We start from the raw sequence: 24,212 nt of genomic DNA on the forward strand, positions 1-24,212 counted from the left end.
CTTTTGCCAGGGACAGAGGTGGTGGGCACGCTCTGCTTTGCCCACCCTACGGCAGCGTGGCTCCCTTACTGCCCAAGCTTCGCCAGCTTCCCTTGCTTTGCGGCCTCGACCGCGCGCTCCGCATCCTCCGGCAGCAGGGTCCGCTCTGCCACCTGCCGTGCCGCCTCACGCCTCACCGCAGCGACATACGCCCCGTCGTCGGCATAACGCTCCGCGATCGACAGCCTGGGATCGTGCACCTCCTTGCGTGCGGCCTCGGTCGGTGCGAACGGCACCACGGCGCCCTGCAGCGGATAGAGCGCGGTCGGCCCAAAGCCTTGCGCGCGCGGATTCCAGGCGGTGTAGGTCGCGCGGGGCACCGCCAATGCGAGCTGACGGATGCCCGCAATCGCCATGCCGTCAGTGTCCGCCTTCGGCACGAACACGGGATAGCGGCCGATCTCCTTGGGCGGCAGCACGCTCTGGTCGGAGAAGGCGGCGAGCGTGTGGATGCCGGCAAAGGGCAGGCCGGGGATGTCGGTTGGCACGGCGCCTTGCGCCGGCATCAGCGTGCCGTGGGCACGCATGGGGACGCGGCTCGCCGGCGGCTTGATGCCGTCGCTGATCCAGGCGTTGAGATCGGTGAGGAGTGCGCGCATCGGCATGCCCGCATGCATCGGGTTCTGCGGCAGCGACATCGCCGGCAAGCCCTTGCGCATGACCTCCGCGGCTTCGGCGAAATGCGGCGTGCCCGTGATCATATAGGCGCGGACGTTGTCGGGCAGATCGAGATGATTGCCGGCGAGATCGGTGACCAGCAGCGAGGCGTGCGAGGCCCACCATTCGTGCTCGCTGTCGGTCTGCATGACCTTGGGGCAGGTGGCCGAGAGCGAGCAGCGGCGGAGCAGGCCGTCGGTCTTGCCGGAATAGGGATCACTCAACGTCGCGTAGGTGAACGGGAACAGATCGGCCTGCCACGCCGGATCCTGCGGATGGCGCGGGTTGCGGCCGGGCTGGCCGAAGCGGACATTGGTCGCCATCCGCCGCGTGCCCGCGACATGCGGCATCAATCCGTCGAACACGGTGCGGCCCTGGAGATCCTCGTTGAAGCCGAGATAGAGGAAGTCGCGGAGGAAGCGGCCGGACTGCGAGACGCCAAAGCCGATGGCGCGGCTGACCGATGGGTGCAGACCATTGAGCAGCGGGTTCGCTTGCGTCTCGTCATGGCGGAGGAAGCTGACGACATCGCGCACGGCGGCAAAGCCCATGCCGAGCGGCACCGGATCGCGCGCGGTGTAGGTGATCTCATAGAGCGCGCCGGCGTCAAAACCCTCGGGGCGGGAGATCTCTACGGTCACGGGATCGACGAGCTTTGCCGCAAGGCCTGATGGCGTTTGCCGCGCGTCGGCCCAGGCCGCGCGCACGGTGACGTTGAGGTTGGCGGCGTCGGCTGCGGGCCAGGTCAGGGTCGCGCGCGCGGGATTGGTCGTGTTGTCGAAAATCACCTCCTCGCGTGCGGGGCCGGTGACGTTTTTGATCACCGGCGCGCTCATCGCGAGCTGTCCCGGCTTCGAAGGGATGTCGCCCTGCCAGCCCACCCAGACCATCGTAAAGCCCTGGCGGTGCAGGAAGCCGACGCCGGCGTCCTCGGCCTTGTCTGCAATGTTGGCGCCGGGCTGGGCGGACTCGTCGAACAGCTGCGGCGCCAGCTTGCGGCCGCGATTAGGGACTTCCAGCAGCAGCGTGCCGTTGCCGTGGCTGGCATCGCTGGGCCTGAGGATCACGACGTCGGCGGTGGCCTCAACCTTGCCGTCGGCGCCACGCGGTGCGAGCGCGAGGTCGGTGATGACAGCGTTGCGGTCGTCGGACGGGTTGAGTGCGAAAGTCGCGCGCGCGGTGATGCGCTCATAGGTGCCGACAGCGCCAAAGCTGCGTCCGGCGAAGGCGGGCACGCGTTCCAGAATGTCGAAGCGGACGATTTCGGCGGGCGAGGCCGCGGGCCACAGGCAGGTGATCGCGATGAGAGCCGAGATGATCCTGCGCATGGCTGTCCTTCCCTTGTATGGCACGACGGCAAGTTCCGTCCCGCGGGCTTTTTGTTGCGGCGACTATAACCAGCTATCCTGGGGTCAAACAACAGGAGGAAATCCGATGCCAGCAGCCTTCTTCGTCGTCCGCGCCATCGTCACCGATGCCGACAAGCGCGCCGCCTTCGACAGATGGTACGAGACCGAGCACGTGCCCGATGCGGTGAAGGCGTTCGGCGTGAGCAAAGCCTGGCGGTTCTGGAGCCTCGACGATCCCTCGCTGCACCAGGCGATGTATCAGTTCGATGACGAGGCCGAGCTCGCTGCCATGCTGAAGGGCGATGCGCTGAAAAGGCTCGTCGCCGATTTCAACCGCGACTGGCCCGACGTGAAGCGTTCGCGCGAGACGCTGGTGCTGGCGCAGGAGTTTGCGAAATAGCTGAAGCGGCCCCGTAGCCCGGATGAGCGCAGCGATATCCGGGACAAGCGTTCCCGCATGTCGCTGCCGCTCATGCGGGCTACGAACTCTCCACTTCGCAACGAATCTGAATGCGGGATTCAGCTTGGGTTCATGTCGTGACCGCGACACTTCCTCTGCATCACTTGCTCGATAGCTTAGAGGAAATGTCATGGAGCGCCGGAACTTTCTGAAACTTGCATTGGGTGTGACGGCGGGCGCCGCCGCCTTCGCGGCGACCGCCCAGGCCGCGCCGCTGTCACCGCAGCCGGTCGGCGGTCCGAACCGCATGCCGGAAGGCAATCCCGACGCTCATCCCGCTGTCACCACCAGCGAGGAAGCTGCGCAGCTGAAGCCTGAACAGGTTCATTGGCACGGCCGTGGCCATCATTGGGGCTGGCGCCGCCGTCACTGGGGCTGGCGCCGCCGGCACTGGCGTCGCCATCACTGGTAAGCTTCGCGCGAGGCCAGGCTTTCGACGGGGATCGCGATCGCGGTCCCCGTTTTGATTCGTGGCTGTTGCAAAAACTCCGCCGACGGCTGTTTGGAGGCCTTCAAAAGAAAATGGCCGCGCGGGCTGATCCCGCGCGGCCACCTCGCAGTACGAAAAGACGAGATCAGATCGGGCGGCAGCGGCCACCCCACCAGCGGAAGCCGTAGGGGCACACGCGGGCACGCGGCACGACGACGACCGGCGCAGGGGCGACCACGACGGGGGCGGGGCGCACAACGACCGCACCGCGCATCGGGCGGCAGCCACCATAGGGGCCGCGGGCCCAGCCGGGGCCGCAGCCCTGCATGGCGCTGGCCGCCTCGCTGAAACCGACGACGGCGCTCGCGAGCATGGCGGCGGCGAAGAGATATTTCATTTGATCTTCCTTCTCGTCCTTGGGGCAGATTGTTGGGGCAGGGCGCTTGCGGCGCACAATGAATCAAAAGACACGATTCGACACGTTAAACTTGCAACATGCCGACACGTCGCGATCCAAACCTGCCAATCATGACCTGAATGCGGCATGAACGTTCCCCGCATCCTGCCTCAAGCGACACGCAGCTGTCGCTAGCGGCCGAGAAAGCCCAGCACCAGCTCGCGATACTTCTCCGGCGCCTCCAGGAAGACGAGATGCCCGGTGTCGGGAATCACCTCGGCCCGCGCGTTCGGCATCTTCGCGGCGAGCTGCTTTGCGAGTTCGGCGTTCTGCCCCATTTTTGCGCGCAGCGCCTCGGGCGCGAGCGGCCGGCCCGGCGCGTTGTGGTCGTCGGCGCCCATGATGAACAGCGTCGGCAGCGCAATCAACGGGATCTCGTGCGCGACCGGCTCGCGATAGATCATCTGGCCGGAAGAGACGAAGGCGCGCAGCCAGCGCGGATAGTCGGGGCTGCCCTTGATGTTGAAGCGGGCATCGACGAAGGGCGTGATCGCCTCGCCCGGCAGCTTGATCGCGTAGTTGGTCTGCAGCTGCTTGCGATAGCCGTCCGCGGTGAGCTTGTCCTCGGTCTCGATCATCCTCTCGGTCGGCGTCGGCGGCACGTAGAAGCGGTAGTCTTCGAGGCCGATCGGGGCGGTCAGCACCAGATGGGCAACGCGATCGGGATAGGCGCGGGCGATGCGCACGCCCAGCATGCCGCCGAGCGAATGCGCCACGATCTCGGCCTTGTCGATCTTGAGATGGTCGAGCAGCGCGATGGTGTTGCGCGCCAGATTGTCGAAATGCAGCTCGCCCACCGGCTTGGAGGATTTGCCGAAGCCGACCTGATCCGGCACCACGACGCGATAGCCCGCTTCGCTCAGCATCTTGATCACGGGCGCCCAATAGCTTGCCGGAAAATTGCGCCCGTGCAGCAGCACCACGGTGCGGCCGTTCGGCTGCTGGGGAGCGACGTCCATATAGGCCATGCTGAGCTGCTCGCCGTCATTGACCACGGGGAGCAGGTGAACGGGATAGGGATAGGCAAAGCCCTCGAGCGCAATGCCGTAAGGTTCGCGCGGCGTGGTCTCGGCGGCGTGGACAGAGGTGAACGGGGAAGCAAGGAGGGCGGCGGCGAGCGCGGCCGGGAGGAGGCGGTTCATTTGGGATCTCGTGTTTGGAGCCGTCATTCCGGGGCGCGCGTAGCGCGAACCCGGAATCTCGAGATTCCGGGTCTGGTCCTTCGGACCATCCCGGAATGACACTGCGCTTAAAGCGATCGATGGCCGGGTCAAGCCCGGCCATGACGAGATCATCCAATCACACGCAAACGTGCGATCCCACGCTTCTCGTGTGATCAGTCCTTCCCATTGCCGAACAGCGCCGCAAACTGCTTCTCGCCGGCGCGGGTGAAGTTCACGACGCGGCTGCCGGGCGTGGGATCGCGCGCGGCCCATTTCAGCTCGGCAAAGCGCTGCATCATGGCGGCCCCTAACGTGCCGGCGAGATGATGGCGCCGCTCGCTCCAGTCGAGGCAGGCCTTGCAGACCGGGCGGCGCGGGTGGCTGAGCATGTCGGGCGAGATCTGCAGGTGCTTGGCGAGAAAGCGCTCGCCCTCGGCGGTCAGCTCGATCTCCTGCTTCTTCTGCCTGACCAGGTGCCGCTCGCGCAAGGCGTCGAGCATCTGCACGCCGAGGTCGCCGGCGAGATGGTCGTAGCAGATCCGCGCGCGCCGCAGCGCCGGATCCTTCGGCCCGGTGCGCACGCGCATGTGGCCGGTGCGTGCGGCAAGGCCCGCGAGCCCTTCGAGCACGCCGGCGACGTCGTCGTCGGTGAGGCGGTAGTAGCGATGGCGGCCCTGCTTCTCCGGCTCCACCAGTCCGCCGGCCTCGAGCTTGGCCAGATGCGAGCTCGCCGTCTGCGGTGTGATGCCGGCTTCCTGCGCCAGCTCGCTCGCGGTCAGTGCGCGGCCGTTCATCAGCGCCGTGAGCATGTTGGCGCGGGCGGGGTCGCCGACCAGCGAGGCGACCATGGCGATGTCGGGACCTGATTTCATGCTTCGATGGTAGACGAAGCATTGCGGTCGGGCAAGCGCGTAGCGTGTCGCTGCAAACACGTCATTGCGAGCGAAGCGAAGCAATCCAGTTGCTTCAGCGGCGACGGTGTCGCTCGCGCTTCGCGCAACGAAAAATCAGGAGCCCGTCATGTCCGTCACTGTCTTCATCCGCTACCAGCTCGATCCGTTCAAGCGCGCGCAGTTCGAGGAATATTCGACGCGCTGGCTCACCATCATTCCGAAATGCGGCGGCGACCTGATCGGCTATTTCATGCCGCATGAGGGCACCAACAACATCGCGTTTGCGCTGATCACCTTCGAGAGCCTTGGCGCCTATGAGGCCTATCGCGCCCGGCTGCGCCAGGATGCGGAGGGCATGGCGAACTTCCACTTCGCCGAGGAACACAAATTCATCCTCGCGGAAGAGCGCACCTTCCTGCGCAAGGTGGTATTGTAGGCCACGCCAGCATGATCCGGACCCGAAGGGCCGCGTTAGCGCAAAGTGCAACGCGGTTTTCCGAAAGCGATCGTGCTCACATAAGAGGAGACGCCCATGATCGCCGTGATCTTCGAGGTCTGGCCCAAGCCGGAACACCGCCAGACCTATTTCGACCTCGCAGCCGATCTGAAGCCGCTCCTGCAAACCATCGACGGCTTCATCTCGGTCGAGCGCTTCGAGAGCCTGACCGAGAAGGGCAAGATCCTCTCTGTGTCGTTCTGGCGGGATGAGGCGGCCGTGCAGGCCTGGCGCAACACCATGGAGCACCGCCGCACCCAGGCCAGGGGCAGGGCGCAGATCTTTGCCGATTATCACCTGCGCATCGCCAGCGTCGTACGCGACTACGGCATGAACGATCGCGACGAGGCGCCGAAGGACAGCCGCGCGGTGCATGATGCGCACTAGCGCGCGCGATGATGCGTGCCTATGTCTGCGCGGCCAACAAGGGAGAGAAACATGCATGTGACGACCGCCGACAAGCGCGCGACGTTCAAGGAGATGCACGAGAGCGGCTGCTTCATCCTGCCCAATCCGGTCGACGTCGGCAGCGCGAAAGCCTTGCAGCATCTCGGTTTCAAGGCGATCGCGTCATCGAGCGCGGGCTTTGCCTGGACCATCGGCAAGGCCGACAACCACGTCTCCGTCGAAGATGTCTGTCAGCATCTGGCAGCATTGAGCTCGGCCGTCGACATTCCCGTCAACGCCGATTTCGAGGGCGGCTTTGCCGTCGAGCCGGACAAGGTCGCCGACAATGTCGAGCGCTGTGTGCGCACCGGCGTCGCCGGCCTGTCGATCGAGGATTCCACCGGCGACAAGGACAAGCCGCTCTACGACCACGCGCTGGCGGTCGAGCGCATCAAGGCCTCGCGCAAGGCGATCGGCGACAGCGGCACGCTGCTGGTCGGCCGCTGCGAAGCCTATCTCTGGGGCGTGACCGATCTCAAGCTCGTGATCGACCGGCTCACGGCCTACGCGGATGCAGGTGCCGATTGCCTCTACGCGCCGGGCCTGAAGAGCCGCGGAGACATCGCCGCGGTGGTGAAGGCTGTCGCACCGAAGCCGTTCAATCTTCTGATTGGCGCGTCCGGCCTGTCGCTAAAGGAAGCCGAAGATCTCGGCGTGCGCCGCATCAGCGTGGGCGGATCGCTCGCCCGCGCCGCCTGGGGCGGCTTCATGCGCGCCGCGAAGGAGATGGCGGAGAAGGGAACGTTCACGGAGCTTGGCAGCGGCTACCCCGGCGGCGAGCTCAACAAGATGTTCAGCTAGGCGAACGACCATCCCGGAAAGCGAAAAAGCGGCGGAACCCTTTGAGTCCGCCGCTTTCTCATCCTCTCGGTGTCATGCCCCGCGCAGGCCGGGCATCCAGTACGCCGCGGCCCATCAATCAATCACTCCCGCCTCGGAGTACTGGATCGCTCGGTCAAGCCGGGCGATGACACTACCTTGTGACTGTTACTTCGCGCCGTCAGACGGTTTCTGCGCATCCGGGGCCGGCTTGGTCGGCGCAGCACCCGTGGTCGTGCCCGGCTCGGTGTTGTTGCGCGGCGTCACGTCACGCATGCCGGGAGGCGCGGCCGGATTGGCCGGCTGCGTCTGCTGAGCGGTCTGCGAGGTCGGCGCGTTGCCGGCCTGGTTCGTCGTGCTCGTGTTGTTCAGGCCGTAGAACACGGCGCCGAGCACAAGGGCGACGGCCACGGCAAACAGCGCGATCTTGCCGCTGGAGGCGGGGCCTTCGCCAAGCTCGGGGTCGGCCTGCAGGTCGGCATCCCGGCGTGCCGCGCGAAGATACTCATCGTCGGCGAGGTTCGGGCGATACGGATCGTTGGGAAAACGGTCGTCAGCCATCGATTGGTCTCCTCGGTTATGACGACGGGACAACCCTCAGCTGCGAGATTCCGTTCCGCCTGCTCTGATGCTTTCGTCTCATGTTGCCCCAGCCTCGGGAATCGGGAACCTGTTCCGCCGGGAGCCCCGGGCTTTAAGTTCCATCGGGGATGAGGGAACACGGCAATGTGGAGCCTGCCACCAACCGATACCGTGCTGCATTTCCTGTCGCTGGTCGCGGTGGCCGCACAGGGCATGACGGCTGCGCTGGCTGCCGGACGCCGCAGCATGGACTGGCTGGGGGTCTGCTTCCTCGGCTGCATCACCGCGCTCGGCGGCGGCACGCTGCGCGATCTTTTTCTCGGCCACTATCCGCTGGCCTGGGTGCAGAACCCCGTCTATCTCGCGCTCGCGGGCGGCGCCGCCTTCGTCACCATCCTGATCGCGCGTCTCGTGCACCGGCTGAAGGTCGCCTTCATCGTGCTCGACGCCATCGGCCTCGTCGTCTTCACCATGACCGGCTGCGACGTTGCCTGGCAGATGGATGCGACGCTGCCCATTGTGATCGTCTCCGGCATGGTGACGGGCTGCGCCGGCGGCGTGCTCCGCGACGTGCTCTGCAACGACGTGCCACTGCTGTTCCGCTCCGAGCTCTACGCCAGCGTCTCGGTGGTAACGGGCCTGTTCTACGCGACCGCGTTCGGCTTGCAGCTCAACGCGGAGCTCTGGACCATTCTCACCTTCGTCCTCGGCATCAGCTTCCGCCTGCTCGCGGTGCACTACAAATGGGAGATGCCGAAATTCGTGTTCACGGGTGAGGAGGAGAGGTAGAGGTGACGAGAAGGAGCTACGGTTCCTCCTTCCGCGCCTTCGCCACCTGCGACGGCGTCACCAGCGGGCCCGCATTGCCCCAGGAATTGCGGATGTAATTCGTCACCGCGGCGATCTCCGCATCGGACAATTGCTTGGCATAGCCCGGCATCTCGCCGGTGTTCGGCGCGCGCGGCGTCGTCACGGTGTAGGCGCCGTCGAGGATGATGCGCAAGGTCGAGGCCGGATTGACCGATTGCAGCAGCGCGTTGCCCGGCAGCGGCGGATAGATCCGCGGCGCTCCTGTGCCGTCGGCCTCATGGCAGGCGATGCAGAGCTTTGCATAGACCGCCTGGCCGGCCTTCATCTCGGCATCGTCGGGCGGCGTCACGATCGTCTCGCGCCGCGCCGGCGCCAGGCTCTTCAGATACAGCGCAATGCTACGAACATCGGCATCGCTCATCTTCGCAGTGGAGTTGACGACCACCTCGGCCATCGGACCGCCGGCATGACTCTTCGCGTTGCGTCCGCTTTGCAGATACTCGGCAATGTCCGCCTCGCTCCAGGATTTCAGCCCGGTGCGCCCGGCACCATCGAGCCTTGGCGCATACCAGCCGCCGACCTCGTTGCCCGAGAGTGCCTGTGCCTGCTTGTCGGCGCCAAAATAGTTCTTCGGCGTGTGGCAGGCGCCGCAATGGCCGAGCCCGGTGACGAGATAGCCGCCTCTGTTCCACGCCGCACTCTGGTTCTGGTCCGGCTCGAACAGGCCAGGTTTGAAGTACATGGCATTCCAGATCCGCATCAGGCCGCGATAGCCGAACGGCCAGCGCAGCTCCGGCGGCTTGTTGCGGCTCACCACGGGTGCGAGCGAGCCGAGATAGGCGCGGATCGCCAGCGTGTCGTCCTTCGTCATCCGCGTGAAGTAAGGGTAGGGGAAGGCCGGATAGTAGTTCGATCCATCAGGCGCGATGCCGTAGCGCAGGGCCCGGGTGAAATCGGCCTCCGCCCAGGCGCCGATTCCGGTGTCGCGGTCCGGCGTCAGGTTCGGCGCGTAGATCACGCCGAAGGGCGTATCGATGCGCTTTCCGCCCGCGAACGGCCTCGCCGGATCGGCGGTGTGGCAGCCCGCGCAGCCTCCGGCCTCGACCAACGCCTTGCCATAGGAGATCAGCTCGGGCGACGGTTCGGCGGCATGGGCCGCGCTTGTAACCGTACCTGCAACCGCACTGCACAACGCCAAACCCGCAAGAGCCAAGCCAGTCAGAATCGTCCGCATCGAAAGCCTCTCCTGCGACCAATCGACCGCACCCGTGCGAAGGAAGCATCCATTCATTTCGCGACGGCGGGGGTATGGTGACACAAATTGAAAATGCCCGATGCCTTTGCAGCCACGAAATTGCGATTTTTACCCGGCGCTCCCTTTGGTCCAGATTTCTGATGCGCCGCGTTAAATATCCGACATAGAGTGGCGCAGGTGGTCGGCGCGCCCTAGCTAAAAACAATGGGCAGGCAACGGCTTAAGCGATGCAACTGACAAAGACCTGAACAGGGCGCGGAAAGAGGACAGCATGGGAATCAACCAGGGTCCGATCAGTCTCGATCAAAAATACACCCAGGACACCGGACACGTCTTCACCACGGGCATCCAGGCCCTGGTCCGCCTGCCGATGGCCCAGATCCGGCGCGATCGCGCCAACGGCCTCAACACCGCGGGCTTCATCTCCGGCTATCGCGGCTCGCCGCTCGGCGGCTACGACCAGCAGCTGTTCGCCGCGCGAAAACATCTCGAGCAGTACAACATCAAGTTCCAGCCCGGCGTGAACGAGGACCTGGCGGCAACCGCGGTCTGGGGCTCGCAGCAGCTCAATCTTTCGCCGGGTGCCAAATACGATGGTGTCGTCGGCATCTGGTACGGCAAGGGCCCCGGCGTCGACCGCTGCGGCGACGTGTTCCGCCACGGCAATGCCGCCGGCTCGGCCAAGAACGGCGGTGTGCTGTGTCTTGCCGGCGACGACCACGGCGCCAAATCCTCGACCGTCCCGCATCAGTCCGACCACGCCTTCATGTCGGCCTTGATGCCGTATCTCTATCCCTCGAGCATCCACGAGATGATCGAGATGGGCCTGCTCGGCATCGCGATGTCGCGCTATTCCGGCTGCTGGGTCGGCATGAAGGTGATCACGGAGACGGTGGAGACCACCGCCGAGATCGACCTCACCGATGAGATGAAGCCCTTCATCATCCCCGCCGATTTCGAGCTGCCGCCCGGCGGCCTCAATCTGCGCTGGCCCGACGACCGCTTCGAGCAGGACCGCCGCCTGCAGGACTACAAGGGCTTTGCCGCGATCGCCTTTGCGCGCGCCAACAAGGTCAACCGCGTCACGATGGATTCGCCGAACGCGCGCTTCGGCATCATGGCCTCAGGCAAGAGCTATGAGGACGTGCGGCAGGCGCTGCGCGAGCTCGGGATCACCGAGGAGGTCGCGGCCAAGATCGGCTTGCGCCTCTACAAGATCGGCATGCCCTGGCCGCTGGAGCCGGAAGGCGTGCATCAATTCGCCGTCGGCCTCGAGGAGATCTTCATCGTCGAGGAGCGCCGCGAGATCGTCGAGAACCAGGTCAAGCAGGTGCTGTTCAACTGGCGCGACGACGTGCGGCCGCGCATCGTCGGCAAGATGGACGAGCACGACAAGCGCTTCCTGACCTTCGCCGCCGAGCTCAGCGTCGCCTCGCTTGCGACCTCGCTGACCGAGCGACTTCTCCGACTTAATCTCAACCCCGAGATCGCGGAGATGCTCCGCGTCAAGGCCGACTGGTTCAACGGTCGCCAGGCCACCCAGATGCAGGCGGTCGCGCCTGTCTCCCGCACCCCTTATTTCTGCTCCGGCTGTCCCCACAACACATCCACCAAAGTGCCCGAGGGCAGCCGCGCGCTCGCCGGCATCGGCTGCCATTTCATGGCGCTGTGGATGGACCGCTCGACCGAGACCTTCACGCATATGGGCGGTGAGGGCGTGCCGTGGGTCGGCATCGCGCCTTTCACCAACGAAAACCACATCTTCGCGAACCTCGGCGACGGCACTTATTTCCATTCCGGCAGTCTCGCCATCCGCCAGTCGATCGCCTCCAAGGCCAACATCACCTACAAGATCCTCTACAACGACGCGGTCGCGATGACCGGTGGCCAGCGCCATGACGGCGATCTCTCGCCGCAGAAGATCATGGCTCAGCTTCACGCCGAGGGCATCAGCGAGATCTATCTCGTCTCGGAAAATCCGGACGCCTATCCGGCCGACACCATCGCGCCCGGCGTGAAGAAATATCACCGCGACGAATTGCAAAACGTCATGAAGATGTGCCGCGAGTACAAGGGCACGTCGGCGATCGTCTTCGTGCAGACCTGCGCCGCCGAGAAGCGCCGCCGCCGCAAGCGCGGGCTGATGGAAGATCCGGCGCGCCGCGTCATGATCAACCCGGCCGTCTGCGAAGGCTGTGGCGACTGCTCGGTGCAGTCGAACTGCATCTCGGTCGAGCCGCTGGAGACCGAGTTCGGCCGCAAGCGCGCCATCAACCAGTCGTCCTGCAACAAGGACTATTCCTGCTTGAAGGGTTTTTGCCCGTCCTTCGTCACCGTCGACGGCGGCAAGCCGCGCCATCGCGCGCCGGCCGATCTCGGCGACATCGGCGCGCTGCCGGAGCCCGCGTCGCGCCCGACGCTCGACAAGCCCTACAACATCGCGGTCGGTGGCGTCGGCGGCACCGGCGTGCTCACCATCGGCGCGCTGCTCGGCATGGCCGCGCATATCGAGGGCAAGGCCTCGATGATCCTCGACATGTCGGGCCTGGCGCAAAAGGGCGGGGCGGTGCTCAGCCATGTCCGCCTGTCCGATCATCCGGCCGAGGTGACCTGCTCGCGCATCGTCACCGGCACGGCCGACCTCGTGCTCGCCGCCGACGAAGTGGTCGCGGTCGCCAAGGACACCATCTCGCTCTGCGACTCCAACCGCACCCGCGGCGTCATCAACAGCCACGTCATTCCCACCGCCGACTTCATCCTCAACCGCGACTTCAACTTCCAGACCCGCAAGCTCAATGCGGTGCTGGAGACGGCGCTGCACAAGGACTCGGCCTTCTTCGACTTCACCAGGCCGGCCGAACAGCTGCTCGGCGACAGCATCGCCACCAACATGATGATGATGGGCTATGCCTATCAGAAGGGGCTGTTCCCGCTGTCGGCTGAGGCGATCGAGCAGGCCATCGAGGTCAACGGCGTCTCGATCAAGATGAACAAGGAAGCCTTCCGCCTCGGCCGCCTCGCGGTCGCGGACCCCAAGCGCCTTGCCGACATGCTGAAGGGAACGGACGAAGTGGTTGCGCCGAAGACGCTGGATGCCATGACGCTCGACGAGGTCATCGAGCACCGCGCCAAGCATCTGACCGCCTACCAGAACACCCGTCTCGCCAAGCGTTATCGCAAGCTGGTCGATCAGGTCCGCGACGCCGCCGGGCAGGGCGGCTATGGCGATGCGCTGCCGCGCGCGGTCGCCGTGAACTACGCCAAGCTCCTGGCCTACAAGGATGAGTACGAAGTCGCGCGCCTTTTCACCGACGGCGCCTTCGAGCAGCAGCTGCGCGACCAGTTCGAGGGCGACTTCAAGTTCAGCTTCAATCTGGCTCCGCCGATTTTGGCGAGCGGTGTCGACGCCCTGGGGCGCCCGAAGAAGCGCGCCTTCGGTCCGTGGATGCTGAAGACCTTCCGCGTGCTGGCGAAATTCAAGTTCCTGCGCGGCACCCCGCTCGACATCTTCGGCCGCAGCGCCGACCGCAAGCTCGAGCGCGACCTGATCGCCGGCTACGAGAAGGACGTCGCCACCGTGCTCGGCCTGTTGTCGCCGGTCACGATCGACGCCGCCGTGGAATTGCTCTCGCTGCCCGACCGCATCCGCGGCTACGGCCCGGTGAAGGAGAAGGCGGTTCAGGACGCCAAGGCCCGCTACGCTCAGCTCGCCGCGGATCTGGCAAACCCGCCGTCCGCGCCGAGGCAGATTGCGGCGGAGTAGGGCAGTCCCGTAGGGTGGGTTAGCCTTGCGAATGCGCGAAGCGCGGTTCGCGAGGCGTAACCCACCGCTTCTGCCTCCGCTGAGAACAAAGCGGTGGGTTACGCCTTCGGCTAACCCACCCTACGACACTGCGACACCATCCCTTGTGCTGCCCGTCGGGCAAAACACCCACGCCATGGGTCAATCCGCCGGCGCAAAAACATTCCACTTTACCGAAATTCGGAATTGTCGTATCGATCCGCCACCTCATCCCCCTCAGAGGGGCGTATCGCGATCGTCACGAAACGCGGGGTGAGCGGCGGTGGACGCGGGCTGCGTCACGCGAGCGATTGTCTCGCGGCACGACGGGCGCGGTCTCGCGTACGGCAAAATCGTGTGGTCCTGACGCCCGGGGTCTGTGCGTCAAGTCTTGCGATCGCTCGCAAGGCGACGGGGGCAATAGTGCATCGCTCCCCGGGGAGAGCGCGACATAAGCCGTAAAGCCACTGCGCAGGGAAGGCCGGATGTTTGGCTTCACCTGTATGCCGCTGTGCATCTGTTCTTCGCGCAATTCGCGCACAGCGGACCGTGGGTGCCCAGCCGGCACCCGGTCTTCCCTGCGCCCTCTGTTTCCAGAGGGGAGCAAGACGGAAGCAAAGCTCGGGCGAGATGCGCCGCGAGGATGCGGAGGTGTGTCTGCAGGTAAAGTCTCGTGCCCCGGACGCTGCGCAGCACGAAGTGGTGCGCTGCCGAGCCGGGGCCCATGTCGCACCGAGTCCGGGACCGCATGGGTCCCGGCTCTGCTCAGCAGCGTTGCACGCTGCAGCGCGTCCGGGACACGAGAGCATCCTCCACTTGCGCCGACCCGCTGCCCTCTCGCCCGACGGAATATTTCCGCGCTTGCCAATCAGGCCGGTGCGGTTCAGAAAAAAGAGCCAAGAAGAAACGCGAGCGGAGACCTGAGTTTGACCATCAAGGGCAAGGCCTACATTGCCGGGATCTACGAACACCCGACCCGGCATGCGCCGGACAAATCCACCGCCCAGCTCCACGCCGAGGTCGCCAAGGGCGCGATCGAGGATGCCGGGATCAGCAAGGACGACGTCGACGGCTATTTCTGCGCGGGCGATGCGCCCGGCGGCGCCTGGCCGATGGTCGATTATCTCGGCCTGAACACCAAGAAGCTCCGCCACGTCGATTCCACCGAGACCGGCGGCTGTTCCTACATCATCCATCTCGGCCATGCCGCGGAAGCGATCGCCGCGGGCAAGTGCTCGATCGCGCTGATCACGCTCGCCGGCAAGCCGCGCACCGGCGTGATGCCGCCGCGTGCGGCCGGCGCCGAGGTCGATTTCGAGTCCGCTTACGGTGCGACCACGCACAATGCCTATGGCATGTGTGCCATGCGTCACATGCACGACTATGGCACGACGAGCGAGCAACTCGCCTGGATCAAGGTCGCAGCCTCCCATCACGCGCAATACAATCCGCATGCGATGCTGAAGGACGTCGTCACCGTCGAGGACGTGCTGAACTCGCCGATGATCTCCGATCCCTTGCATCGCATGGATTGCTGCGTCGTCTCCGACGGCGGCGGCGCGCTGATCGTGACGACGCCGGAGATCGCCAAGAGCCTGAAGAAGCCGCTGGTCAAGCTGATCGGCCATGGCGAGGCGATGAAGGGCCCGCGCGGCGGCAAGGATCTCGACCTCACTTACTCCGCCGGCATCTGGTCCGGCCCGCGCGCGTTCGAGGAAGCCGGCATCACGCCGAAGGACATCAAATACGCCTCGATCTACGACAGCTTCACCATCACGGTGCTGATGCAGCTCGAGGACCTCGGCTTCTGCAAGAAGGGCGAGGGCGGCAAGTTCGTCGCCGACGGCAATCTGATCTCGGGCGTCGGCAAGTTGCCGTTCAACACCGACGGTGGCGGCCTCTGCAGCAATCATCCCGTCAACCGCGGCGGCATGACCAAGATCATCGAGGCCGTCAGGCAGCTGCGCGGCGAGGCGCATCCGAAGGTGCAGGTGAAAAATTGCGATCTCGCCATCGCCCACGGCACCGGCGGCCTTCTGGGCGTCCGCCACGCCGCCTCGACGGCCATTCTGGAGCGCGTGTGATGGTAGATGCAAAGAAATATCCGGCCCCGGTGACGAACCCCGAGACCGCCGCGTTCTGGGATGCGGCCAAGCAGGGCAAGTTCATGATCAAGCGCTGCACCGCGTGCGGCGAAGCGCATTACTTCCCGCGCTCGATCTGTCCGTTCTGCTACTCCGACAAGACGGTGTGGGAGGAAGCCTCGGGCGAGGGCACGATCTACACCTGGAGCCTGATGCGGAAGTCGCCGACCGGTCCTTATGCCATCGGCTACGTCACGTTGAAGGAGGGACCGTCGGTGCAGACCAATTTCGTCGACTGCGATCTGGAGAAGCTCAAGATCGGCCAGAAGGTGAAGGTGGTGTTCAAGCCGACCGACGGCGCACCGCTGCCGTTCTTCACGCCGGCTTGACGCGAAGCAAGATGTAACCCTCTCCCCTTGTGGGAGAGGGTGGCAGCCGAAGGCTGCCGGGTGAGGGGTCTCTCTCCACACGAGAAGTGTCACTGCGGAGCCAACCCCTCACCGGAGTGAGTTTGTTGCAAGAGCGGTGCTGCCCTCTCCCGCAAGGGGAGAGGGCACATTAACGAGCGCCGCTGCTCGCTGAGACGAATGCCGGGAGGAAACCAGAAAAATGTCCGCCAGATACGAAGAGCTCAAAGGCCTGAAAAACCTCGGCCAGAAATACGCCTACACCGACCGCGAGGTGATGCTCTACGCCTACGGCATCGGCCTCGGAGCCGATCCCATGGACGAGAACGAGCTCGCCTTCGTCAACGAGGGCACGTTCACGCCGCGGCCATTGAAGGTGGTGCCGACCTTCGCCTCCGTCGCCGCGTGGGGCTCGGGGCCGGGCGAGATGAACCTCAACCGCGTCATGGTGGTCGATGGCGAGCGCGACATCACCTTCCACCAGCCGCTGCCGGTCGCCGCGCACATCACGGCCGATTCCTCCGTGCTCGAGGTCTACGACAAGGGCAAGGACAAGGGCGTCGTCATCAGCCACCAGACCGTGCTCAAGAACGAGAAGGGCGAGAAGCTGGCAACGCTGGTCGCCTCGCGCTTTGCCCGCGGCGACGGCGGCTTTGGCGGGCCGAACCTGACCCAGCCCGATCCGCACAAGATCCCCTCGCGCTCGCCTGACAGGACCATCGACATCGTCACGCGTCCCGACCAGGCGCTGGTCTACCGCCTGTGCGGCGACCGCAATCCGCTGCACTCGGATCCCGAGTTCGCCAAGAAGGCCGGCTTCCCGCGCCCGATCCTGCACGGCATGTGCACCTACGGCATCACCTGCCGCGGCGTGCTCCAGACCTATGCCGACTACGACGCAAGCGCCTTCCGGCAGCACGTCGCGCGGTTCTCTTCCCCGGTCTATCCCGGCGAGACCGTGACCATGGACCTCTGGAAGGACGGCAACGTCATCTCGTTCGAAGCCAAGGTGAAGTCGCGCGGCGTCACGGTGATCAAGAACGGCAGGACGGTGCTGGGTTAGGAAGGTCTCGTGCCCCGGACGCGGCGCAGCACGCAGTGATGCGCCGCTGAGCCGGGGCCCAGAGAGCTCAGGCGAAGAAAGAACCGGGTCCCGACTCTGCGACGCAGCGTTTCACGCTGCATCGCGTCCGGGACACGAGAGAACAAAAACAAACAGGGAGAAGCCACCATGGGACTACTCGACGGCAAGGTTGCGCTGATCACCGGCGCGGGCGGGGGCCTCGGTGAGGCCTATGCGAAGCTGTTCGCGCGGGAAGGGGCCTCGGTCGTCGTCAACGATCTCGGCGGCCCCCGTGACGGCTCGGGCGCCGACAAATCCATGGCGCAGCTTGTGGTGGACGCGATCAAGGCCGAGGGGGGCAAGGCGGTCGCCAACGGCGCCGACATCTCCACCATGGAGGGCGGCCAGTCGGTGTTCGACGACGCCATCAAGCACTTTGGCCGCGCCGACATCCTGGTCAACAATGCCGGCATCCTGCGTGACCAGACCTTCGCCAAGGCCTCGGAGGCCGACTGGGACAGGGTCATCAAGGTCCACCTGAAGGGTACCTTTTGTTGCACCATGCCGGTGTTTCGCTGGATGCGGGAAAACGGCGGGGGCGTCATCGTCAACACCTCCTCGACATCGGGCCTGATCGGCAATTTCGGCCAGACCAATTACGGCGCGGCCAAGGGCGGCATCTGGGGCCTGTCCAATGTGCTCGCGATCGAGGGCCGGAAGTACAACATCCGGATCTGGACCCTGGCCCCGGGCGCCCTGACCCGCATGACCGCAGACCTGCCCCGCTATAAGGAGAACCCGGGGGCCGCGCTGGGACCGGACGGCATCGCGCCGGCCGTGCTATACATGGTCAGCGACTTGTCGGGCGACCAGACCGGCAAGGTGCTGGGCGTGTCCGGGCCCCGCGGCGTGCGCGAAATGCGGATGATGGAAATGGAAGGCTGGAAACCGCCGCATTCGGGCTGGAAAGCCCAGGACGTCGTTGAGCATGCCAAGGAGATCTTCTTCTCCGAGGAGCAGATCAAGATGGGGGCGCGGCGGTTTTAGCCACACGAAAGAGAGAGACAAGGACAACGATGAAACTCACCGCCGACGCCAAGGGCACCTTCGCAATCGCGCCGACGCCGTTCCACGACGACGGCCGGATCGACGAGCGCTCGATCGACCGCCTGACCGATTTCTACGAGGAGGTCGGCTGCGACGGCGTGACTGTGCTCGGCATCCTCGGCGAGGCGCCCAAGTTAGATGCCGCCGAGGCCGAGCAGGTGGCGGTGCGCTACGTCAAGCGCGCCAAGAAGATGCAGGTGATCGTCGGCGTCTCCGCGCCGGGCTTTGCCACCATGCGCTCGCTGGCGAGGGCCTCGATGGATGCAGGCGCGGCCGGCGTGATGATCGCGCCGCCGCCCTCGCTTCGCACCGACGATCAGATCGTCGGCTATTTCAAGCAGGCGGCAGAAGCCATCGGCCCTGACGTACCCTGGGTGCTCCAGGACTATCCGCTCACCTTGCAGGTCGTGTTCACCCCCGCCGTGATCCGCAAGATCGTCATGGATAATCCGAACTGCGTGATGCTCAAGCACGAGGACTGGCCGGGTCTCGAGAAGATCTCGACGCTACGCGGCTTCCAGAAGGACGGCTCGCTCCGCCCGCTCTCGATCCTCTGCGGCAATGGCGGCACGTTCCTGGATTTCGAGATGGAGCGCGGTGCCGACGGTGCCATGACCGGCTACGCCTTCCCCGAGCTCCTGATCGACGTCGTGAACCTCTCCAAGGCCGGCAAGCGCGATGCCGCGCATGATCTGTTCGACGCGCATCTGCCGCTGATCCGCTACGAGCAGCAGCCCGGCGTCGGCCTGACCGTGCGCAAATACGTGCTGCAGAAGCGCGGCATCATCGCCTCCAGCGCGCAGCGCAAGCCCGGCGCGACGATGACGGCAACGACGAAGGCCGAGGTCGACTATTTGCTGTCGCGCGTTGCCCGCTTCGACAAGCGCGCCAATCTCGGCCCGCAATCCAGCGCCGCGGGTTAGTCGCATGGCCGAGACATCAGCATCACGCCCGGCGTCGACCATCCTTCTGCTCCGTGACGGCGCACAGGAAGTCGAGGTCTTCATGATGGTCCGCCATCATCAGATCGAGTTCAACTCGGGCGCGCTGGTGTTTCCCGGTGGCAGCGTCGATGCCGGCGACAATGAGATCGTCGCCCGCGCCGACCTGTATTCCGGTGGCGAAGCCTTGAGCGAAGCGGACCGCGGCTTTCGTATCGCCGCGATCCGCGAGACGTTTGAGGAGAGCGGCATTTTATTGGCGCGCGCGAAGGACTCGGGCACGCCGATCGATGCCAAGCGCGCCGGCGAGATCGCGGACAAACATCGCGTCGCGCTCAACGAGCACAAGATCAGCTTTTTGAGCATCCTCGCCGACAACGGCCTCCAGCTCGCGCTCGACACGCTCGTGCCCTACGCCCACTGGATCACGCCGGAGGGCATGCCGAAGCGCTTCGACACCTGGTTCTTCCTTGCGGCAGCACCGCCCGACCAGCTCGGCGCGCATGACGGCCGCGAGTCGACGGACTCGATCTGGGTCTCGGCACGCGAAGCCGTGGAGGGCGGTGACAGTGGCCGCTTCAAGCTGCCGTTCCCGACCACGCGCAACCTGATCCGGCTGGCGAAGCAGCCGACGGTGAAATCCGCGCTCGACCATGCCAAGGGCATGTCGATCGTCACGGTGATGCCGGTCATGACCAAGACCGAAACCGGCCGCCAGCTCCGCATTCCCCGCGAGGCCGGCTACGACGGCGAAGTGTTCGAGGTCGGCGCAGTCGGCTGATATACTTCGATACGTAGCGAAGTATCGGCGAGCGCGGACGCGCTAGGTTCCGTCCATCGCGGAATGGACGGGACGCACCATGGATATCCGGCAGGACACCAACGTCTCCATCGAGCTGGCGCTGCTGGTCGCGCTCGCAACGCTCTGGGGCGGCTCCTACACCTTCATCAAGCTCGGCGTCGCCACCATCCCGCCGATCACGCTGATCGCGGCGCGCACCGCGATCGCGGGCCTGCTGCTGCTCATCGTCATGCGGGCGCGCGGCATCGAGATGCCGACGGATGGTCCGACCTGGCGGCGCTTCGTGTTCCAGGCCGTGCTCAACAGCGTCATCCCCTGGACGCTGATCGCCTGGGGCGAGCGCCATGTCGATGCCGCGCTCGCCACCATCCTCAACTCGGCCGGCCCGATTTTCACCTTTTTGCTCACCGCAATCGTCACCCGTCACGAGGCCACGACGCCGCGAAAACTGTTCGGCGTGGTCGCGGGCATGGCCGGCATCCTGCTGATCGTCGGCGTCGACGCCTTCCATGATATCGGCAGCGGCCTCATCGCGGAGGCCGCGATCGTCGCCGCCACCATCTGCTACGCCTGCGCCGCGATCTTCGGCCGCAGCTTCAAGGGACTCGACCCGATGGCGCCCGCGGCCGGCTCATTGCTGGCGGGGGCGGCGGTCCTGATCCCGGCCTCGCTGGTCGTCGAGCAGCCCTGGACACTGTCGCCCTCGCTCAGCTCCGTGCTGGCGCTGCTCGCGCTGGCGACTTTCTCGACCGCCGCGGCCTTTGCGATCTACTTCCGCCTGATCCAGACCCTGGGCTCGGTCGGCACCACCGCGCAGGCCTATTTGCGCGTCCCCATCGGGGTCGCCATCAGCGTCGCTTTTCTCGGCGAAACCTTGAGCCGGACCGCCTGGATCGGGCTCGCCTGCGTCGTTCTCGGCGTCGCCGCCATGACGATCCCGGCCGGGCGGCGGGCAAGCATCAAAACGTCATAATCGGGCGCGGAGGCGGGCCGAGACCTCCGATATTAACGATATTCCGCGGCGGCAGGCATGTTCCCCCGGGCCCGCAATACGTCGTATATTGGGCTTCCAGTAGCCCGGTCCTCAACGCAACCAATGTCCGCCAATTGACGCCGCCCCCTGAGAAAAAGCGAATCTTTTCGCTGTCCATCGGCCAGCTGACGTTCGGAAGCTTCATCCTGGTGCTGGCGGTGATCATCGTCACCTCGACCGCGAGCGTGATTGCGATCCGCCATATCGACACCACCTTCGCCGAGTTGCAGCGGCTGCAGAGCGTCGGGGACCTCGCCGAGGACATCGACCGCCGCATGAACGAGCTGCGCCTCGCCGCGCGCGACTTCGTCACCGATCCCGGCGCCGGCATCCAGTTCAAGCAGGTGGGCGAGGCGGCCTCGACACTCAGCGACATCCTGAAGAAGACCCGCATCGAGCTCGCGCCCGAGCAGCAGGACATGATCGACGGGGTCACCGAGCGGCTTGCGACCTATCGCAATGGCCTCGAGCGGATATCGACCCTGATCGACCGCCGCGCCCAGCTGCTCGCCGGCCTGCCGCCGCTGCGCGACCAGTTCGACGCGGCGGTCTCCGGCACCGCGGACCGCGAGCTCGCCTCCCGCCTGTCCGAGGCGCAGAGCCGGATCGCGCTCGGATTGCTCGCGCGCAACCCGTCGGCGGCCGAGCAGTCCGCACAGGGCATGCGCGCGATGGATTTCACCGATCCCAAGCTGAAGGCGGCGGTGAACGAGTATGCCGAGGCGATCATGGCGGTCGCCGTCCGCGAGCGTCAGATCGCCGACATCGATCGCGAGGTGCTGGGCACCGAGGGCCGGCTGATCGGTCGCGTCACCGAATTGCTGCGCGAGGTCAGCGCAAGGCGCGGCCACGTGCTGTCGCGCGATTTTGCCCGCACGCTGACGGAGGCGCGCTGGCAGAGCATCGTGCTCGGCTCCATCGGCGTGCTGATCGGCATCGTCGCGGCCGCCTTCGTGGTGCGGCGCACGGTGCGACCGCTGGCCCAGATCGCGAGGTCGATCCGCGCGCTCGCGGCCGGCCAGAAGGACACCTCGATCCCCTCGGCCGATCTCGACAACGAGATCGGCGACATCGCGCGTGCCGCCGAAGTGTTCCGCCGCGCGCTGGAGGAGGCCGACACCGCGCGCGAGGCGGCGGTGCGCGCGCTCACCGAGCAGCGGCTGGCCGAAGAGAGCTATCGAAAACTGTTCGAGGGTTCCGTCGACGGCATCTACGTCACGACGCCGGCCGGTGACCTCCTCAACGCCAATCCGGCTTTGGCGCGGATGATGGGCTATGACAGCCCGCAGCACCTGATCGACAGCATCAACGACATCGCCCACACCATCTATGTCCATCCCGAGGCACGCGACGAATACCAGCGGCTGATGGCGCGCGACGGCATGGTGCGCGAGTTCGAGTACCAGGTGCGCCAGCGCAGTGGCGATATCCTGTGGCTCTCCGACAGCGCCACTGGCGTGCGGGATGAGCAGGGCAACATCGTTCGCTACGAAGGCACGCTGCGCGACATCACCGACCAGAAGCGGGCGGAGGACGCCATCGCCGAAGGCCGGCGCCTGCTCCAGCAGGTCATCGACACCGTGCCCGCTGTCATCAACGTCAAGGACCGCGATCTGCGCTACGTGCTGATGAACCGCTACATGGCCGGCATCTTCGGCATCGAGCCCGGTGACGCGCTCGGCCGGACCACGGCCGACCTGATGTCGCGTTACGGTGCGGCCAAGACGGACGAGAACGACAAGCGCGTGCTCAAGCTGCGCAAGGGGCTCGGCTTCTACGAGGAGGAGTACAAGGACGCCGCCGGCAATATGCGGCAATGGCTGGTCAACAAGCTGCCGCTGCTCGATGCCGATGGCGAGATCGAGCGGATCGTCACCGTCGCGCTCGACATCGGCGAGCGCAAGCGCGGCGAGCAGGAGATGCGCAAGGCCAAGGAATCGGCGGAGACCGCGCTGCGCAATCTGCGCGAGACGCAGGCCTCGCTGATCGAGGCGGAGAAGCTGGCCGCGCTCGGACGTCTCGTCGCCGGCGTCGCGCACGAGGTCAATAACCCCGTCGGCATCAGTCTCACGGTTGCCTCCGCGCTGGAGCGCAAGACTGCGATGTTCACCTCCGAAGTCGAGCGCGGCGAGCTTCGCCGCTCCACGCTCAACGATTTCCTCAACACCAGCCGCGATGCGTCCTCGCAGCTCGTCTCCAATCTCAACCGCGCCGCCGAGCTGATCCAGTCGTTCAAGCAGGTTGCGGCCGACCGCAACTATTCGGACCAGCGCACCTTCGACCTCGGCGATCTCACCGAGCAGGTGGTGATGAGCCTGCGGCCGGGCCTGCGCAAACACAACCTGACGCTCAACGTCGAGTGCCAGCCCGATCTGACCATGAACAGCTATCCCGGGCCGTACGGGCAGGTGCTGACCAATCTGTTCCTCAATTCGGTCGCGCACGCCTTCCCGGACGGCCGGCCCGGGATGATCGACATCCAGGTGCGCGAGTCCGGCAAGGACAATGTCGAGATCCTCTTCGCCGACAATGGCTGCGGCATGTCGCTCGACGTCCGACGCCGCGCATTTGATCCGTTTTTTACGACAAGACGCGACCAGGGCGGCACCGGCCTCGGCCTGCACATCGTCTACAGCATCGTCACCAACCGGCTCGGCGGCCGGCTCGATCTCGATTCCGAGCCGGGCGGGGGCACGCGCATCCAGATCATCTTGCCGCGCACGGCGCCGCTGGAGCAGGCTGCGGAGTAGCTAATCGGCTTCGGCGAGCTTGTGCAGGGTGGCTCCGAAAATCAGGCTGGCCTTGCCGACCAGCGCCGTCCCCGTCATCTCCGCGCGGGTGTCCGTGTAGGTCCCGCTGACGCCAATGCCGACCGGGGCAGGGCCACCGAACAGCGGATTGTCATCGCCGCGAGGTGACGTGTGCCGTTGCACCAGCACCTCGCCTTTGAAGGTGCGCTCGTCCTTCACCACATAGCTGCCGGTGTAATAGAGATAGGCATCGCCGCCAAGAATCTTGCCGTCGCGAAAAAGGATCACACCGCTGCCCTTGCCGACTCGACCATCGAGCAGCGTGACGTGGATCGAATAAAGGCCGTTCTTCATAACGTCCCGTAGGCCGGCCGCCATCGCCCAATG

Annotated in this window: 22 protein-coding genes; 15 read left to right on the forward strand and 7 right to left on the reverse strand. The window is 65.5% G+C overall.

Annotated features, from left to right (window positions below; translation table 11 throughout):
* Positions 1-65: 65 nt before the first annotated feature.
* A complete protein-coding gene (locus tag XH79_RS35250; protein ID WP_271584654.1) occupies positions 66-2,024 on the reverse strand; it encodes an alpha/beta hydrolase domain-containing protein in 1,959 nt (652 codons plus the stop codon).
* Positions 2,025-2,130: 106 nt separating this feature from the next.
* On the opposite strand from XH79_RS35250, the gene XH79_RS35255 reads away from it, so the two are divergent.
* Positions 2,131-2,445 (forward strand): hypothetical protein, encoded by a 315-nt coding sequence (locus XH79_RS35255; RefSeq protein WP_271584655.1) that lies wholly within the window; start codon positions 2,131-2,133, stop codon positions 2,443-2,445.
* A 190-nt stretch (positions 2,446-2,635) separates the two neighbouring features.
* Positions 2,636-2,917 carry a twin-arginine translocation signal domain-containing protein gene (locus XH79_RS35260; protein WP_212345875.1) on the forward strand — a complete coding sequence of 94 codons (282 nt, stop codon included), beginning with the start codon at positions 2,636-2,638 and terminating at the stop codon, positions 2,915-2,917.
* 163 nt (positions 2,918-3,080) lie between these two features.
* On the opposite strand, the gene XH79_RS35265 is transcribed toward XH79_RS35260, so the two are convergent.
* From XH79_RS35265 to XH79_RS35275, 3 genes are all read right to left on the reverse strand, one after another.
* The gene (locus XH79_RS35265; protein ID WP_212345873.1) at positions 3,081-3,332 is read right to left on the reverse strand and encodes a GCG_CRPN prefix-to-repeats domain-containing protein; all 252 of its coding nucleotides are present in this window, start codon (positions 3,330-3,332) and stop codon (positions 3,081-3,083) included.
* A 191-nt stretch (positions 3,333-3,523) separates the two neighbouring features.
* On the reverse strand, positions 3,524-4,534 hold the full coding sequence (locus tag XH79_RS35270) for an alpha/beta fold hydrolase (RefSeq protein ID WP_271584656.1): 1,011 nt from the start codon (positions 4,532-4,534) through the stop codon (positions 3,524-3,526).
* A 194-nt stretch (positions 4,535-4,728) separates the two neighbouring features.
* A complete protein-coding gene (locus XH79_RS35275) occupies positions 4,729-5,427 on the reverse strand; it encodes a winged helix-turn-helix domain-containing protein (RefSeq protein WP_271584657.1) in 699 nt (232 codons plus the stop codon).
* Between the two features lie 148 nt (positions 5,428-5,575).
* Here XH79_RS35275 and XH79_RS35280 point away from each other — a divergent pair, with 148 nt between their 5' ends.
* The 3 genes from XH79_RS35280 (at position 5,576) to XH79_RS35290 (ending at position 7,192) form a co-directional block, all read left to right on the forward strand.
* Complete coding sequence (locus tag XH79_RS35280; RefSeq protein ID WP_271584658.1) at positions 5,576-5,884, forward strand: NIPSNAP family protein; 309 nt, start codon at positions 5,576-5,578, stop codon at positions 5,882-5,884.
* A 96-nt stretch (positions 5,885-5,980) separates the two neighbouring features.
* On the forward strand, positions 5,981-6,331 hold the full coding sequence (locus XH79_RS35285; protein WP_271584659.1) for an antibiotic biosynthesis monooxygenase family protein: 351 nt from the start codon (positions 5,981-5,983) through the stop codon (positions 6,329-6,331).
* Between the two features lie 51 nt (positions 6,332-6,382).
* Positions 6,383-7,192: an isocitrate lyase/PEP mutase family protein gene (locus XH79_RS35290; RefSeq protein WP_212345864.1), complete on the forward strand. Its 810-nt coding sequence runs from the start codon at positions 6,383-6,385 to the stop codon at positions 7,190-7,192.
* A gap of 186 nt (positions 7,193-7,378) precedes the next feature.
* Here XH79_RS35290 and XH79_RS35295 read toward each other — a convergent pair whose 3' ends face one another.
* Positions 7,379-7,771 (reverse strand): hypothetical protein, encoded by a 393-nt coding sequence (locus tag XH79_RS35295; RefSeq protein ID WP_271584660.1) that lies wholly within the window; start codon positions 7,769-7,771, stop codon positions 7,379-7,381.
* Between the two features lie 165 nt (positions 7,772-7,936).
* On the opposite strand from XH79_RS35295, the gene XH79_RS35300 reads away from it, so the two are divergent.
* Positions 7,937-8,581, forward strand: a complete 645-nt coding sequence (locus XH79_RS35300) for a trimeric intracellular cation channel family protein (protein WP_271584661.1) — start codon at positions 7,937-7,939, stop codon at positions 8,579-8,581.
* A gap of 16 nt (positions 8,582-8,597) precedes the next feature.
* On the opposite strand, the gene XH79_RS35305 is transcribed toward XH79_RS35300, so the two are convergent.
* Entirely contained in the window at positions 8,598-9,836 is a 1,239-nt protein-coding gene (locus XH79_RS35305) for a cytochrome c (RefSeq protein WP_271584662.1), read from the reverse strand.
* Between the two features lie 292 nt (positions 9,837-10,128).
* Here XH79_RS35305 and XH79_RS35310 point away from each other — a divergent pair, with 292 nt between their 5' ends.
* The 9 genes from XH79_RS35310 (at position 10,129) to XH79_RS35350 (ending at position 23,825) form a co-directional block, all read left to right on the forward strand.
* On the forward strand, positions 10,129-13,620 hold the full coding sequence (locus XH79_RS35310; RefSeq protein WP_271584663.1) for an indolepyruvate ferredoxin oxidoreductase family protein: 3,492 nt from the start codon (positions 10,129-10,131) through the stop codon (positions 13,618-13,620).
* Positions 13,621-14,564: 944 nt separating this feature from the next.
* Positions 14,565-15,722, forward strand: a complete 1,158-nt coding sequence (locus XH79_RS35315) for a thiolase domain-containing protein (RefSeq protein WP_063682799.1) — start codon at positions 14,565-14,567, stop codon at positions 15,720-15,722.
* Positions 15,722-16,111 (forward strand): Zn-ribbon domain-containing OB-fold protein, encoded by a 390-nt coding sequence (locus tag XH79_RS35320; RefSeq protein ID WP_014494555.1) that lies wholly within the window; start codon positions 15,722-15,724, stop codon positions 16,109-16,111. The genes XH79_RS35315 and XH79_RS35320 overlap by 1 nt, the downstream gene beginning before the upstream one ends.
* A gap of 220 nt (positions 16,112-16,331) precedes the next feature.
* Positions 16,332-17,192 carry a MaoC family dehydratase gene (locus XH79_RS35325; RefSeq protein WP_271584664.1) on the forward strand — a complete coding sequence of 287 codons (861 nt, stop codon included), beginning with the start codon at positions 16,332-16,334 and terminating at the stop codon, positions 17,190-17,192.
* 168 nt (positions 17,193-17,360) lie between these two features.
* A complete protein-coding gene (locus tag XH79_RS35330) occupies positions 17,361-18,239 on the forward strand; it encodes an SDR family oxidoreductase (RefSeq protein WP_271584665.1) in 879 nt (292 codons plus the stop codon).
* 29 nt (positions 18,240-18,268) lie between these two features.
* Positions 18,269-19,222, forward strand: coding sequence for a dihydrodipicolinate synthase family protein (locus XH79_RS35335; protein WP_271584666.1), 954 nt, complete (start codon positions 18,269-18,271; stop codon positions 19,220-19,222).
* A 4-nt stretch (positions 19,223-19,226) separates the two neighbouring features.
* Positions 19,227-20,021, forward strand: coding sequence for an NUDIX hydrolase (locus XH79_RS35340; protein ID WP_271584667.1), 795 nt, complete (start codon positions 19,227-19,229; stop codon positions 20,019-20,021).
* 79 nt (positions 20,022-20,100) lie between these two features.
* Positions 20,101-21,015 (forward strand): DMT family transporter, encoded by a 915-nt coding sequence (locus XH79_RS35345; protein WP_271584668.1) that lies wholly within the window; start codon positions 20,101-20,103, stop codon positions 21,013-21,015.
* Between the two features lie 134 nt (positions 21,016-21,149).
* Positions 21,150-23,825, forward strand: coding sequence for a PAS domain S-box protein (locus XH79_RS35350; RefSeq protein ID WP_271584669.1), 2,676 nt, complete (start codon positions 21,150-21,152; stop codon positions 23,823-23,825).
* Here the strand turns inward: XH79_RS35350 and XH79_RS35355 are convergent, their stop codons facing one another.
* Positions 23,826-24,179: a GrlR family regulatory protein gene (locus XH79_RS35355; RefSeq protein WP_212345836.1), complete on the reverse strand. Its 354-nt coding sequence runs from the start codon at positions 24,177-24,179 to the stop codon at positions 23,826-23,828.
* Positions 24,180-24,212: the final 33 nt, after the last annotated feature.

The organism is Bradyrhizobium sp. CCBAU 45389 (assembly GCF_028128625.1).
Taxonomy (GTDB): domain Bacteria; phylum Pseudomonadota; class Alphaproteobacteria; order Rhizobiales; family Xanthobacteraceae; genus Bradyrhizobium; species Bradyrhizobium liaoningense_B.

Coding starts and splice junctions, on each gene's coding strand:
- XH79_RS35250 (WP_271584654.1), bottom strand. CDS start 2,024: ATGCGCAGGATCATCTCGGCTCTCATCGCGATCACCTGCCTGTGGCCC.
- XH79_RS35255 (WP_271584655.1), top strand. CDS start 2,131: ATGCCAGCAGCCTTCTTCGTCGTCCGCGCCATCGTCACCGATGCCGAC.
- XH79_RS35260 (WP_212345875.1), top strand. CDS start 2,636: ATGGAGCGCCGGAACTTTCTGAAACTTGCATTGGGTGTGACGGCGGGC.
- XH79_RS35265 (WP_212345873.1), bottom strand. CDS start 3,332: ATGAAATATCTCTTCGCCGCCGCCATGCTCGCGAGCGCCGTCGTCGGT.
- XH79_RS35270 (WP_271584656.1), bottom strand. CDS start 4,534: ATGAACCGCCTCCTCCCGGCCGCGCTCGCCGCCGCCCTCCTTGCTTCC.
- XH79_RS35275 (WP_271584657.1), bottom strand. CDS start 5,427: ATGAAATCAGGTCCCGACATCGCCATGGTCGCCTCGCTGGTCGGCGAC.
- XH79_RS35280 (WP_271584658.1), top strand. CDS start 5,576: ATGTCCGTCACTGTCTTCATCCGCTACCAGCTCGATCCGTTCAAGCGC.
- XH79_RS35285 (WP_271584659.1), top strand. CDS start 5,981: ATGATCGCCGTGATCTTCGAGGTCTGGCCCAAGCCGGAACACCGCCAG.
- XH79_RS35290 (WP_212345864.1), top strand. CDS start 6,383: ATGCATGTGACGACCGCCGACAAGCGCGCGACGTTCAAGGAGATGCAC.
- XH79_RS35295 (WP_271584660.1), bottom strand. CDS start 7,771: ATGGCTGACGACCGTTTTCCCAACGATCCGTATCGCCCGAACCTCGCC.
- XH79_RS35300 (WP_271584661.1), top strand. CDS start 7,937: ATGTGGAGCCTGCCACCAACCGATACCGTGCTGCATTTCCTGTCGCTG.
- XH79_RS35305 (WP_271584662.1), bottom strand. CDS start 9,836: ATGCGGACGATTCTGACTGGCTTGGCTCTTGCGGGTTTGGCGTTGTGC.
- XH79_RS35310 (WP_271584663.1), top strand. CDS start 10,129: ATGGGAATCAACCAGGGTCCGATCAGTCTCGATCAAAAATACACCCAG.
- XH79_RS35320 (WP_014494555.1), top strand. CDS start 15,722: ATGGTAGATGCAAAGAAATATCCGGCCCCGGTGACGAACCCCGAGACC.
- XH79_RS35325 (WP_271584664.1), top strand. CDS start 16,332: ATGTCCGCCAGATACGAAGAGCTCAAAGGCCTGAAAAACCTCGGCCAG.
- XH79_RS35330 (WP_271584665.1), top strand. CDS start 17,361: ATGGGACTACTCGACGGCAAGGTTGCGCTGATCACCGGCGCGGGCGGG.
- XH79_RS35335 (WP_271584666.1), top strand. CDS start 18,269: ATGAAACTCACCGCCGACGCCAAGGGCACCTTCGCAATCGCGCCGACG.
- XH79_RS35340 (WP_271584667.1), top strand. CDS start 19,227: ATGGCCGAGACATCAGCATCACGCCCGGCGTCGACCATCCTTCTGCTC.
- XH79_RS35345 (WP_271584668.1), top strand. CDS start 20,101: ATGGATATCCGGCAGGACACCAACGTCTCCATCGAGCTGGCGCTGCTG.
- XH79_RS35355 (WP_212345836.1), bottom strand. CDS start 24,179: ATGAAGAACGGCCTTTATTCGATCCACGTCACGCTGCTCGATGGTCGA.